The sequence below is a fragment of the Phormidium sp. CCY1219 genome (genome assembly GCF_035615515.1).
Lineage (GTDB): Bacteria > Cyanobacteriota > Cyanobacteriia > Cyanobacteriales > Laspinemataceae > CCY1219.
Genome location: NZ_JAJENT010000499.1, coordinates 1 through 13,239 on the forward strand (window position 1 = coordinate 1; position 13,239 = coordinate 13,239).

13 protein-coding genes are annotated in these 13,239 nt (G+C 49.5%); 9 read left to right on the forward strand and 4 right to left on the reverse strand.

Going from position 1 to position 13,239, the window contains the following annotated elements:
- The 7 genes from LKK83_RS12925 to LKK83_RS12955 form a co-directional block, all read left to right on the forward strand.
- Positions 1-232 (forward strand): hypothetical protein (locus tag LKK83_RS12925; protein ID WP_324631565.1); only part of this gene is annotated, 232 nt, incomplete at its 5' end.
- A 61-nt stretch (positions 233-293) separates the two neighbouring features.
- A complete protein-coding gene (locus tag LKK83_RS12930) occupies positions 294-938 on the forward strand; it encodes a hypothetical protein (RefSeq protein WP_324631566.1) in 645 nt (214 codons plus the stop codon).
- Between the two features lie 294 nt (positions 939-1,232).
- Positions 1,233-1,433, forward strand: coding sequence for a heavy-metal-associated domain-containing protein (locus LKK83_RS12935; RefSeq protein ID WP_324631567.1), 201 nt, complete (start codon positions 1,233-1,235; stop codon positions 1,431-1,433).
- Between the two features lie 116 nt (positions 1,434-1,549).
- Positions 1,550-2,107, forward strand: coding sequence for an NUDIX hydrolase (locus tag LKK83_RS12940; RefSeq protein WP_324631568.1), 558 nt, complete (start codon positions 1,550-1,552; stop codon positions 2,105-2,107).
- Positions 2,108-2,500: 393 nt separating this feature from the next.
- Positions 2,501-2,959: a 50S ribosomal protein L9 gene (gene rplI, locus LKK83_RS12945; RefSeq protein WP_324631569.1), complete on the forward strand. Its 459-nt coding sequence runs from the start codon at positions 2,501-2,503 to the stop codon at positions 2,957-2,959.
- A gap of 237 nt (positions 2,960-3,196) precedes the next feature.
- Positions 3,197-6,403, forward strand: coding sequence for a replicative DNA helicase (dnaB, locus tag LKK83_RS12950; protein WP_324631570.1), 3,207 nt, complete (start codon positions 3,197-3,199; stop codon positions 6,401-6,403).
- A 43-nt stretch (positions 6,404-6,446) separates the two neighbouring features.
- A complete protein-coding gene (locus LKK83_RS12955; RefSeq protein WP_324631571.1) occupies positions 6,447-7,640 on the forward strand; it encodes a DNA cytosine methyltransferase in 1,194 nt (397 codons plus the stop codon).
- On the opposite strand, the gene LKK83_RS12960 is transcribed toward LKK83_RS12955, so the two are convergent.
- The 3 genes from LKK83_RS12960 to LKK83_RS12970 all read right to left on the reverse strand — a co-directional run bounded on the left by LKK83_RS12960 (position 7,625) and on the right by LKK83_RS12970 (position 9,495).
- Positions 7,625-8,290 carry a hypothetical protein gene (locus LKK83_RS12960; RefSeq protein ID WP_324631572.1) on the reverse strand — a complete coding sequence of 222 codons (666 nt, stop codon included), beginning with the start codon at positions 8,288-8,290 and terminating at the stop codon, positions 7,625-7,627. The genes LKK83_RS12955 and LKK83_RS12960 overlap by 16 nt on opposite strands.
- Before the next feature lie 129 nt (positions 8,291-8,419).
- The gene (locus LKK83_RS12965; protein ID WP_324631574.1) at positions 8,420-8,995 is read right to left on the reverse strand and encodes an FKBP-type peptidyl-prolyl cis-trans isomerase; all 576 of its coding nucleotides are present in this window, start codon (positions 8,993-8,995) and stop codon (positions 8,420-8,422) included.
- Between the two features lie 176 nt (positions 8,996-9,171).
- The gene (locus tag LKK83_RS12970; RefSeq protein ID WP_324631575.1) at positions 9,172-9,495 is read right to left on the reverse strand and encodes a phasin family protein; all 324 of its coding nucleotides are present in this window, start codon (positions 9,493-9,495) and stop codon (positions 9,172-9,174) included.
- A 212-nt stretch (positions 9,496-9,707) separates the two neighbouring features.
- Between LKK83_RS12970 and LKK83_RS12975 the strand changes: the two genes are divergently transcribed.
- On the forward strand, positions 9,708-10,070 hold the full coding sequence (locus tag LKK83_RS12975) for a zinc ribbon domain-containing protein (RefSeq protein WP_324631576.1): 363 nt from the start codon (positions 9,708-9,710) through the stop codon (positions 10,068-10,070).
- 89 nt (positions 10,071-10,159) lie between these two features.
- Here the strand turns inward: LKK83_RS12975 and LKK83_RS12980 are convergent, their stop codons facing one another.
- Complete coding sequence (locus LKK83_RS12980; protein ID WP_324631577.1) at positions 10,160-11,029, reverse strand: glycerol acyltransferase; 870 nt, start codon at positions 11,027-11,029, stop codon at positions 10,160-10,162.
- A gap of 364 nt (positions 11,030-11,393) precedes the next feature.
- Here LKK83_RS12980 and LKK83_RS12985 point away from each other — a divergent pair, with 364 nt between their 5' ends.
- Positions 11,394-12,668 (forward strand): HhoA/HhoB/HtrA family serine endopeptidase, encoded by a 1,275-nt coding sequence (locus LKK83_RS12985; protein ID WP_324631578.1) that lies wholly within the window; start codon positions 11,394-11,396, stop codon positions 12,666-12,668.
- Positions 12,669-13,239 lie beyond the last annotated feature (571 nt).

Genomic DNA, 13,239 nt, shown 5'->3' on the forward strand with positions numbered 1-13,239 from the left:
AAGGCCCTTTTGGAACCTTACCCTGCCCACGTTTCGGAGATTTTCCTTGACTTTTGGCAGGAACGAATCGCACGTTAACTTTCTTATTTTAACATGGTTTGTTTTGTGCTTTGTTGCCAAAAAACTTGACAATATTGCGGGTTATGTGGTAAGCATGACCCTAGATAGAAAACTGGAAGTTTTACCCCACATTATCAAAAAGGCCAGCTTCTCTGTTGAACTAAAAATATGAATTGCTCCGGTAGTGGGGTGGAGTTCGAGATGGAAAAAGCCGATAAGAGGAAAATCGTAATATGCGTCATTGGAAATTACTAAACGCTTTGGGAACTGCCATCGCGATCGCCCTATTCGCGATGGTGACATTGGGCATACCGGGTGTGGCGATCGCCCGAGAATCGGGCAACGAAATCGAAACGGCTGCAATCAGGGGCGGGATGAAATTTTCCCCACCCGTTCCTCAATTTATTGCGCGAGTGAAATCCGCAGAAGAGACATTTAATTCACCCCGGGAAAACTCTAAGCCCGTGGAAGATTTGAGAGATGGAAACTATCGCTATTGTACCAGTGAATTGCCCGAAGCAGTAGTAACAGATGAAGAGTTAAAAGAAGTCGGCGGCTATTGCTTTTTGTTCCGCAAAGAAGGCAATAAAGTGCTCGGTAATTTATTCGATTTAGAATCGGATAATCTAATTTGCCTTGATGGGCGAGTGAAGGGCAATGCGGTGAGCGGAGTTGCCGCGCAAGATATGGCAGGGAATCCGGCAAAAGTGGTGAGCGATACCGAAGATTTTGCGCCGTGGGATTGGGAACAAAATCTGAAAGTCCGTGGCGGAAAAGTGATGGGAAATAAAATTAAGTATTACAGTGCTTTGTTAGATTTGAATGAGTTTCAGCGTTATAATGCGGGGAAGGAATTGCCGCCGAAGACTTGTCCCTAAATGAGTGAGAATGGGACATGGGCGGCGATAATTGCGGGAAATTGAAGCAGGACAACTTTCCAGCGGGTGCTAGGGGGGAGATTGCCCCGGATGCGGTGGATCGAGTTTTGGGCAGGCGATCGCCTCCCTGGCGCAGGGGGTTGACGCTACAAATGTCAGACGGCGATCTGCTTGAGGGAATCGGTCAATCGAGCAAATAATAGGGAATCGAGCCAAAATTTCTTCCCGATGGGGGATAGCCAGATGTGGCATAGTCGTGCAAAATAAGATCGAGTGTAGTAAATAGGTTTAACTATGGCAGTGAAATTAAACGTTCCTTCAATGGTTTGTGAAAGTTGTGTCGAGAAAGTCACCGACGCCTTGAAAACAGTGGACGCAGATGCTAAAGTAAACGTGGATTTAAGTAGCAAACAGGTCACCATCGACTCGGAAGCTTCCCCCGAATCTTTTGAACAGGCAATTACTGCGGCGGGATATCAAGTCAACGAAGTATAACCCGCATTTCTGAGAATTGATGACAAGAGAAAGGCGCGAGCGATCGCGCCTTTACGACACTGTTTGACTAGCTATAGGTGAAAAAAATCAGCGATCGCGAGCATCTTTGAATACTTATGACATTTGGTCACGAACCCCCAACTTTACTGAAGCACCGCCTGTCTTATTCCGGGCGCAAATTTGGCTTTGATGTCAGTCGGTTGCGCCTTCCCAACGGTGTAGAAGGTGACTGGGAATGCATTCGCCATCCAGGCGGAGCATTGTGCATTCCCGTCACTACAGAAGGCAAACTGGTACTGGTGCGCCAATATCGATTTGCCGTGCAAGGACGGTTATTAGAATTTCCTGCCGGCACTGTAGAACCCGACGAAACGCCCCTAGAAACCGTGCAGCGCGAAATCGAAGAAGAAACCGGATATCGCGGCCATCAATGGGAAAAATTGGGAGAATTTTTCTTAGCACCCGGTTATTCCGACGAAGTTATTTATGCTTTCCTCGCCCGAGATTTAGAGAAGCTGGATGCGCCACAAAATCTAGACGAAGACGAGGATATGGAAACGGTTTTGATGACGCCGCAAGAATTAGAACAAGCCATTCAGATTGGAAGTCCGGTGGATTCCAAATCGATTTCTAGCTTCTTCTTGGCGCGGTCTTACTTGAACCTGAATCTGTAAGCGCTGTAGGGCACAAGGTCGGTTTTGCTGTTCGTTTGCGATCTAACCCCCACATGAGGCGTAGGGTGGGCATTGCCCACCTGAGAATTTAAAACCACCTCCGAACGAGAAAACGACCTTCGGGAGAAGGAATCGCGCGATCGCCCTAACTCCCTTTCGCAGCGGAAAAATTTCCCGGGACTTGCAGTTTATCCCAATGCAGCGTAAAATAAAGAGTTCTGGCAGATAAGCCCCAGTTTAGCGGCTGGAGCGAATACCTCGGAACTTGACCCCTGACCGAACAGAAAGTTGCCCCCGTGCAAGGCTTTTGGTGGCGAGGGTCAAGGCGGATCGGTGCGACTGCACGCGCCTCCATTCTTCAACAAGCCCCCAGAGTAGACAATAGGAACCATTATGGCAAAACGAGTTCAAATCGTCTTGAATCAAGATGTTAGAAAGCTGGGTAAATCTGGCGATCTAGTCGAAGTTGCCCCAGGCTATGCGCGCAATTATTTAATTCCTCAAGGACTGGCGGTTCGCACCACCCCTGGGATTCTCAAACAGGTAGAAATCCGCAGGGAAAAAGAACGTCAGCGCTTGATTGAAGAAAAACAACAAGCCCAATCTCGCAAAACCGCCCTGGAAACCGTGGGTCGGTTTTCGATCGCCAAGCAAGTGGGCGAAGGCGATGCCATTTTCGGGACCGTCACCGATCGCGAAGTGGCAGAAGTTATCCAGACCACCACTAATATGGAAGTCGATCGCCGAGGGATTACCCTGCCCGATATTAGCAAAACCGGTTTCTACAAAGCTGAGGTCAAACTTCACCCCGAAGTCACCGCCGAGATTGAAATTCAGGTGGTTCCTAGCTAGTTGAAAGCACTCGCGATCGACCCTTCCCTAGCCGATTTTTCCAAAGTCGCGAGAATCGCAATCGCGTTTGTAAAATTAAAGCGACGCGACGATTCATAGCGCTTCTGACGGTGAGTGCGGGACGATCGTCTTTGCAGGGGCGCACCGCCGTGCGCCCTCACCGGATTTCCCCCGACCCGAAGCCAAGTAAAACAGCTCCAATCGCGTCTTTACCCCACACCAAAGCGAGTCTCTATTGTGGTTGACAAACGGAACTTACCAGCCGATAGCGATCGCCTACCCCCGCAAAATATCGATGCGGAAGAAAGTATTTTAGGCGGTATTCTCCTCGATCCAGAAGCGATTAACCGGGTGGTCGATCGCCTGGTTCCCGAAGCCTTTTCCATCGAATCCCACCAAAATATTTACAACGCCGCGATCGCCCTTCATACCCAAGGCAAACCCACGGATTTAATGACCGTCACCAGTTGGTTAGCCGACCGCAAACTCCTGGAAAAAGTCGGCGGTCAAAGCAAACTCGCCCAACTGGTCGAACGTACCGTTTCCGCCGTGAATATCGACCAATATGCCGAACTGGTGGTCGATAAATACATGCGGCGAAAGTTAATCCATGCCGGCCATGAAATTGCCGAATTGGGGTACGAAACCACCCAAGAACTCCCCATTATCCTCGATCGCGCCGAACAAAAAGTTTTTAGCCTCACTCAAGACCGTCCGCAACAAGGGTTAGTCCCGATTTCTGAAACCTTAGTTGACGCTTTCCAAACCATCGAAACGCACCAGCAAGGGTTAGCACTCCCCGGTCTTCCTTGCAACTTTTACGATTTAGATGCAATGACTGGAGGCTTCCAGCGCGCCGATTTGATTATCGTGGCGGGTAGACCTTCAATGGGAAAATGTCTCTCGTCGTTATCTGAAATTCTGTTAAGCGATGGAACTGTTTCTACCATCGAAAACATCTTTCATAAACAGCAGGCAGAATTATTCACCTTAGCCGATAACTGGAACTTTACCTTAACGCAACCCTGTGCTTTTGTCGATGATGGCATCAAACCCGTGTTTCGCGTCACCACGGGTTTGGGTCGGTTCATCGAAACTACCCTCACCCATCCGTATTTGACCCCCAAAGGATGGCGCAAACTCTCCGAATTGAAACCGGGAGATAAAATAGCCGTCCCGCGCAAACTGGCGGTGTTTGGCACCGAAACCCGGCGCGAATGTGAAGTCAAACTGCTGGCGTATTGCATAGGAAATGGTGATTTCGCCTATGATAATCGGGGGAACATCAATAGTAATTATTTCATTATAAGCGATTTTCAAGAAACAGTCAAGGAATTTTGCCAAATTAAATCGGAGAGTTGCAATCACCCAATTCGGAGGGTGGGAAATGCCCAGCAGAACCTCTGTTTAAAATGGCGAGAAACAAATGGCATCAGTCCGATAACAATTAGCCCTGCAACCACAGATAACCCGTCTTTGATTGGCGATTGTGGGCAAGAAGAAACCCAGATAGATTGCCTGAAAAGCTGGCTGGAAGATATGGGATTGTGGGGGAAAGCTTCTGCTCAAATAACGATTCCGTCAATTGTATTTAAGTTAACGCGATCGCAGATTGCTCTATTCCTGAATCGCCTATTTGCCAGCAGTGGATGGGTGTCGGTACTGACTCACGGTGAAACAGAAATCGCCTGGGCAACCCTCAGCGAAAAACTAGCACGACAGGTGCAACATCTTTTACTGCGCTTCGGCATTATTTCCGCCCTGAAAACAAGCGCGGTTAACGCCAATGATAGCTGCCAAATCGGTTGGAAATTGGAGATTACCGAACTGAACTCGCTGCAAACCTTTATGTCTCAAATCGGGATGTGGGGTAAAGAAGCAGCGATCGCCAAAGTTGCCGCAGTGGTTGCGAGTCAAAACTATGGCCAACAACGCAAGGGAATTCCGGGTGAAATTGGCGATAAAATTGCTGTTAAAGGCGATGCGAACGAGGCAATTGCAGGGTTTAGCGAGAATAAAAAAGATAATAAATACTCAGTGTTGGGTGAACAAACTGGGGGGATACAGAGCCTCGTTTGGGGCGCTACCAGGCGGATATTGGTAACGAATTATGGGAGTAATTATGGGAGTTTTTGTGATAATTTGCTTGTCAAGCAACAGACAATCGGCGAGATTTACTGGGATGAAATAACCGAAATTTGCTCGATGGGAGAGCAGCAGGTTTATGACCTGACGATTCCCAAAACTCATAACTTTGTGGCCAACGATATTTGCGTACACAATACCAGTTTTGCCATGAATATCGGGCGAAATATTGCGGATTTTCATCAATTGCCCGTAGCGATTTTTAGCTTAGAAATGTCTAAAGATCAGCTCGTGCAACGGATGCTAGCCGGTGAGGCGGGAATTGAAAGCAATCGATTGCGCGCGGGGCGGATTTCGCAGACGGAATGGGAACCGTTAAGCCAAGCGATCGGGCATTTATCCGAGTTGCCGATATTTATTGACGATACGCCGAATATTACCGTCACCGAAATGCGCTCCAAATGTCGGCGATTGCAAGCGGAACAAGGCGGGGAAATGGGGTTAATTTTGCTCGATTACTTGCAATTAATGGAAGGAAGCAACCCGGATAACCGGGTGCAAGAATTGTCGAGAATTACCCGCAGTTTAAAAGGGTTGGCGAGAGAATTGAACGTGCCGATTATTACCTTGTCGCAGCTCAGTCGTGGGGTAGAAGCGCGGACAAACAAACGTCCGATGATGTCGGATTTGCGCGAGTCGGGGTGTTTGAGTGGGGAAAGCGCGATCGCATTAGCCGATCGCCCAGTAGAAGTGCCGATTCGCGAATTAGTAGGACAAGCCGGTTTTGCGGTTTGGGGGCTAAATGAAGCCACAATGCGCTTAGAACCGGCCAAGGTTAGCCATGCATTTTGTACCGGGGTCAAACCCGTTTTTACCCTAAAAACGCGCAGGGGGCAAAAGATTCGCGCCACCGGGAATCACCAGTTTTTAACAGTGGAGGGATGGAAGCGACTCGATGAAATAGGAAAGCGCGATCGCCTTGCATTACCCGATAGATTGCCCAATTTCGCAACTGAATTCCCAGGGGTAAGAACCGGGAAGGGTAGTGGCGAGATTTACTGGGATGAAATTGTGGCGATCGCACCCGATGGCGAAACAGAAGTATTCGATTTAACCGTCCCCGGTTATCATAATTTTATTGCCAATCAGATGGTGGTGCATAATTCTATCGAGCAAGATGCTGATATTGTAATCATGCTTTATCGAGAAGAATACTATATGCCCGATACACCCGATCGCGGATTGGCGGAAATTATTGTCACCAAACATCGGAATGGTCCGACGGGTACGGTGAAACTCCTATTCGATTCGCAATTTACGAAGTTTAAGAATTTGGCTAGACCGCAACAACATTATTGATAAAATAGAGGTGGCAATGGTTCGCAGGGGAGAAGCTTTTCGCATGGCAAAATCATCGGAGTATCGAGGGTGGGAACTGACCGAAGCAGAACGAGAGGTTTACAGAAAGCGTTCCCAAGCATCCAGTGCAGCAAAAGCCAAAGCCCTGCGAGGAGAGGGGGAAAAACCGATTTATGCGATAAATGTGCCGCAACTCGATCCAGACCGATTGATGCCCAGGTTGGCGCAGAATGGATGGCGATCGCTCTCTTTATTCAGTGGCGGTGGCGGGTTAGATTTGGGATTTGAAAAAGCCGGATTTACTCATGTAGCGGCGTATGAAATTCTTCCCGAGGCGGGCAAAACCCTGGGTCAAAATCGCCCGCAATGGAACATTTTTGCTGGGGAAAAAGGAGACGTCACCAAAATCGATTGGCGAAGGTATCGCAGGGAGGTGGATATCTTGCACGGGGGGCCGCCTTGTCAACCCTTTTCCGTAGCGGGTCGCCAAAAAGGGAAACAAGATAGTCGGGATATGTTTCCCGAGTTTATCCGCGCCGTGTTAGAAATCGAACCGTTAGTATTTGTGGCCGAAAACGTGCCTGCATTGCTGGGAAAGAAGTTTCGGGGCTATGTGCAAGAAGCGATCGCAAGTCCTCTCCGCGAAAAATATGACTTAAAAACCTTTGTTTTATCTGCGCCAGATTTTGGAATTCCGCAAACGCGAAACCGGGTATTTTTTGTGGGATTTCGCGATCGAAAAATGGCGGAACAATATCACCCACCCCAACCGACCCACCAGTGGCAACATTTATCGCCAAAAAAGCCATTAACACCCATTCAGCTTAATCTTTTTTCCAGTTTAGAACAGGCAAATTTACAGCCCTGCATGGGGGTTCGCCAAGCCTTGGGATTGCCAGATATTGGCTTTGATGGGTTAGCTCCAACCCTTCGCAGTGGCCTCACCGGTCCGCGTCATACCACGTCAGTGTTGAGCAGCGTTTCCGCGCAAAAAGTCTGGGAAAAACTACAGATTTGGCCGAATGGAGTGGCCGCCACGCGGGAAAAAGCACATTTATTTGTGGCAAAAAACCATCATTTTCGGTTATCGGTGGCAGATTGTGCAATAATACAGGGATTTCCCGAGTCCTGGCCAATTTATGGGGCGGTGTATGTGGCATTGGGTCAGATTGGAAATGCCGTTGCGCCGCCAATGGCGTATCAGGTGGCGCAATCGATCGCTCAAGTATTATCCTGAAGTGCTTCGTAAACCAGTTCTCGCAGGCGCTGAGCGTGGTTGTTCGTGATGCGTTCCCGTCCCTCAAAATATGAAGCCGGAATATGGGGGTTGTTCAGCCTCGCGCCTCTTTCAATCAAATATCGGCATCTGTCCTGCAAAATGGAAAGCATTCTTTCGGGAGAGTACCCAGAATCTCGATCCATTTTGGCGCGGTATTCCTGTATCCTGTATTGTCGCTTATGGAGTTTTTTGGCATCTTCAAGGGTGTAGAATTCTTTCTTGCCAACAATTTCGTAAAGTACAGACAGCGTAAGTCGTTCAGGTGCAAGTTGAGCAAGTTTACAATCATAAAGGATATAGGCTTCCTTCTGGGCAATCCACGGAGCCATTGATTTAGGCGAACCATAAAAGCAGTAGTTCAGTAGTTTGCCTCCCGAACTATAGAAGCCAAATAACCAGTGTTTACCCTGCCATTTTCTAATATGCTCTATACCAAAGTCTCGAACAGTTGTCACAGAAGACTTGGTGCTGGACTTTAATTCAAATTCCACCTTCTGTCCGTTTAAGCTTAAGATGGCGTCCGTGCCGCTCCGAGTTGGGTTCTCTGGTCTTTCTAGTTGAAAGAGTTCAATCAAAAAAGTTTCACGAATATCATCTTGAACGGTCATGGTTGGTGCCCTTATGTTACCAGAGATTTTCCCAGGAGTGACGAGAGGAAGAGGAAAAACGATCGGCGCAAATTAGCCTCTCCCAATCGGCTGTGAAATCCGACGGAGAGAGGCACAACCGTCCCAATTTTACCCAGCAATTCTGAGCAGTTCGACATCGAAAATAAGGGTAGCGTTAGGGGGAATGACTCCACCTGCACCGCGTTCGCCGTACCCTAATTCTGGGGGAATAATCAGCTTGCGGCGTCCGCCAACTTTCATATCGGCGATACCTTCATCCCAACCTTTGATGACTTGACCGACACCGAGTTTAAAAGACAAAGGCTGATTGCGATCGCGCGAACTGTCAAACTTCGTGCCATCTTCGAGGGTACCGGTGTAGTGAACCACCACGGTTTGACCCGGTTGGGGAGACGCACCGGTTCCTTCCTCTAACAGGACGTACTGGAGACCTGTTGGAGTTGTGACCACATTTTCTTCCGTATTTTCCACTTGTTTGGTTTCCGTTTCGGCGCGAGCAATCTGACTTTGGGGGGTTAGTCGTTGAGCCAGCAGGGATTTGCTGGGTCTAGAAACTTCTGCGGTGGGTTGGGTATCGCTCATGGGTTCAGCGATCGCCTGGTTAGAGCGATCGCTCAGTTGAGCGACAACTATCACCAAAACGCAGACGAGCATTACCCCCATGCTGATTAAAATTTCTCGCACAATCAGTCCTCCTGAGTAGACTCAACTGGCTCCTGGCGCGCGGTGAGGAATCTCAAACCGTTCGCGTAGGAGCCTCGATCCCTACTCTATCGTCAAATGACCGTTCTCGAACTGAGGAGGATGGGTTTGTTTGTCTGAGGGTTTGAGCAACCAGAAACGAGGGCGATCGCCGCGACTCAACGCCAGCGCTTATTTTCCAAATCCCGAACTTGTCGTTCTAAGCGATCGAGTCGTCCGCGCAGTTCATCCATTTCGGCTTGACGCGGAACCCCGAGATCCTGCATCACATTGCGAATCTGGCGTTGCACTTGCACCTCAAAATTCCCTTGTTCCGACTTCATCTGCTCCATGATGTCCTCGACAAAGGTTTTCGCTTGGTCGGGATGGAGTTTTCCCTCTTGCACCCACTGGTCGCTAACTTCCCGGATTTTTTCTGCCACCAAAGAGGTGGTGCCAATGCCGATCAAAAGGAGCTGCTTGAGCAGATTATTGTTATCCATAGGTTTTTCCTGTGACTTGGCTGAAAATACCCCGCTAACCTGGCCGTTGCAGATTAGCCGAGTCTTAACTCAATTTTGGCGTACAGTTCTATTTTGGGATATCCTATCCGATCGCGACGCCCACCGCACCCCTGCGCTTCGGTGGCGAAATGAATCACAGGGTAAAGTTGAAAGAGTGAAGCGTTTATCCTGTAATCTGCAGTTTGGCCAACATGTCTGAGTGTCCGAAGTGCCACCAACCCATCGATACCCAAGCCACTAATTGTCCCTATTGCCGCACTCCGCTCAAGGGGTTCGGTCATGCGGGGATTCCCTTGCATCGCTCTACCAGTGATGAATATCTGTGCGTAAGCTGCACCTATCACGAAGACGATACCTGCAATTTTCCCCAACGTCCCTATGCCAAGACCTGTACCCTTTACCACGATAAGTCCGAACCCCTAGTCGTCCCACCCCCCCAATACCAGAGCAGGAATCCTCTGATGCGGCTACAACGGTGGTGGAAACGACATCCTGCCGCGATCGCCCTCGGCGCTATCGTGCTGGTGAGTTTGCTTCTGGCACTGGGGCGCTAGAGCGATGCGGCTTCAATTGCCCCACCGTGGCGAATCATTACCACATTTTTTGATAATTGTCAAGGCAAAATGGGAAATTCACCGAAAAATTATCGGCCTTCTACCTGAGCAATCAACCCATCGAGCGATCGCTGCATTTCAGTGCAGACGCGATCGTAACACTGCTGCACGTAAGCGCGATCGTTGGCCGCCTCCCGACCGCTACGCTCAAACACAATTGGTTCGCACACCCGGGTGTGAATCTGCACCGGTAGGGGCAAATTCGGCAACGGACCGATCGCCACCCCCCAAGGCAATCCCAAATAAATCGGAAACACCAACGGATCCACCCCCAATAACCAGGGCATCCCCCATTCATGCAACTGCTTTATCCAGTCATAGCAATTCGCCAGCACAATTAACGTATCGTGTGCCCCATGAGAAATAATCGGCACGATCGGGGCAGCTTCGCGCAGAGCCAGCTTAATAAACCCCTGACGTCCGGCAAAGTAAATTCGATCGCGCATGGAATGAGGGCGAAAGGTATCTTCTGCACCACCGGGATAAACCAGTACCGCCGCCTCCTTTTGCAACGCGGCGATCGCCATTCTCGGATTCGCGCGCAGCGCCCCACAGCGGACCGCCTGTCGAGCAATTTCTGGCGGAAATGCCTTCCACACCGTTGGGTGCATCAGTCCGTATGTAAGGCGGTGCGTCCCTTCGCGACGATACCAATCATACATCAACATAAACATATCCGGTGCCGCTAAACCCCCATTATGGGAACCTACCACCAGCATTTTCCCCGAAGATGGCACGTGATGCCATCCATCGGTTTCCACACGGAAGTAGTAGCGATAGAGCCATTCCCAAATCGGTAAATAGGATTCAATGACCTGCGGGTCGCGCTGGTCTAACGAGCGACCATCAAAGGGATGGCGATCGCCCTCCTGAAAAAACCTCTCAAATTGGCCAAACAACAGTTTTCACATCCCCCAGATACGGTGATTGCGTCTTTTAGCATAATCTCCCCCGTGCGGGTGCGACAAACCCATCCCGGTTTCCAGTCCTTTCCAAGAGGATTTTCTCGCACCCAACCCCCTGCATCTGTCGTGCCAAAACCGGGCGAAAATGTCCATAACCTCGTGATATGGGCGTAACATCCGCTTCACATCCTCTGTTTACAGTAAGAATTGTCAGGCAAGGAACCGAGTCGAGACGCATAACCGCAAAGGTTCTGGTGAGTCTGAAGTTTGAGTCAAAACCCAGAGTTGTCGCCACTGAACTTCACAGACAACCTCTCTCTACTCGGAAGCAGGAAATAAACCGCAGGAGAACCGACACATGAAAACCCTTAATTCCGATTTCAATCGCGATTCACAACAATTGAATACCGCTTCCCATCAAGGTTCTGCCCCTCAGTGGCAAAAACCGTTCGCTTATTTATCCATGTTCCTGTTTGGTGCAGGCGTCACTTTGACTGGCGCGCAATTGCTGAAAGCACAGAATCCCGTTTCCTCCGCGATCGCTACTCCTCCCGCCTCTGCAGCACCTAGAACGCCGGAGGTGCAAACCCGGTTGCCTTTACCCTCCGATGCCAACTTTATCTCTTCCGTAGTGGAGCAAGTCGGGCCGGCGGTGGTGCGGATCGATGCGTCGAAAACTGTGAAGGCGGAAGTGCCAGAAGTGTTTAAAGATCCGTTTTTCCGTCGCTTCTTTGGCGATCGCGTGCCGATGGAACCGCAAGAGCGTGTGGTTAGTGGTACCGGTTCTGGTTTCATCGTCAATTCCAACGGTCGGATTTTGACCAACGCCCATGTGGTGGACGGTGCGGATACGGTGGATGTGGTCTTAAAAGATGGTCGCACCTTCACCGGGAAAGTGTTGGGAACTGACCCAGTAACCGATGTGGCGGTGGTGGAAATTGATGCGACGAATTTGCCTACGGTGAAAGTGGGGGATTCGCAACGACTGCAACCGGGAGAATGGGCGATCGCGATCGGCAATCCCCTCGGTTTGGATAATACCGTCACCGTGGGAATTATCAGCGCTACAGGTCGCAGCAGTTCTCAAGTGGGCGTTCCGGATAAGCGAGTTAACTTCATTCAAACCGACGCCGCTATCAACCCGGGTAACTCCGGCGGTCCTTTGCTCAATCAGCGCGGAGAAGTGATCGGCATGAACACGGCGATTATTCAAGGCGCGCAAGGTCTCGGTTTTGCTATTCCCATCAATCGCGCCCAAGATATTTCCGATCGCTTAATCGCCAATGGTGAAGTGGAGCATCCCTACTTGGGCATTCAAATGGTGGAACTCTCCGCCGAACTGAAAGCACAAATTAATCGGGATCCGAATTCCGCTCTGACGGTGGATGAAGAACAAGGCATTTTAATCGTTAAAGTGATGCCCGATTCCCCCGCCGCTGAGGGAGGACTGCGAGCCGGTGATGTGATTCAAAAGATTAACGGTGAACTCGTCGCCGATGCCAGCGCGGTGCAACAGCAAGTAGAAGCCAGTCGCGTGGGGAGTACCCTGCAAGTCGAAGTTATCCGCAACGGTCAGATGCTTAACGTTTCGGTTCGCCCCGGTGCGATTCCCACGGCTAAAGCTGGCAATTAATGATGATTTAATTGGCTAATCATCGAAACTGGTTGGGTGGGCATTGCCCACCTAATTTTTGTTTTTTATTAAATTTTAAGCCTATAATTATACCATTTTTCGATAAAAATGTGGTTCCTCCGAAACGGGGATGCAAAAACTTTAGGAAATACCAGGCAAAAGCCAGACTGGGCAAGAGTTTGAGTTTTTGATAAATTGGTTTTGTATCCGGTTAGCGTTAACTCTTTCTGTAAGGGTATTTTCGCGATTTTTACCATACTAGGTTCGTAGGTTCGGTAGAACCAAAAATGTTAGAGTTCACCACCTACAGACCCCGCTCAAAGAAGCGATAAATCGAGACGCAATCAGAACCTGTCTCTACAAGCGGGGAAGTCGGAAGACAGGGAAATAACCATCAAGCGAACGCAATGGTTTTTTTCCAGCCCTGGAGTAGTAGTAGGGAAATAACCATTAAGCGAACGCAATGGTTTTTTTCCAGCCCTGGAGTAGTAGTAGGGAAATAACCATTAAGCCAACGCAATGGTTTTTTCCAGCCCGGGATTGGACTGTTGGCGAAATAACCATTAAGCGA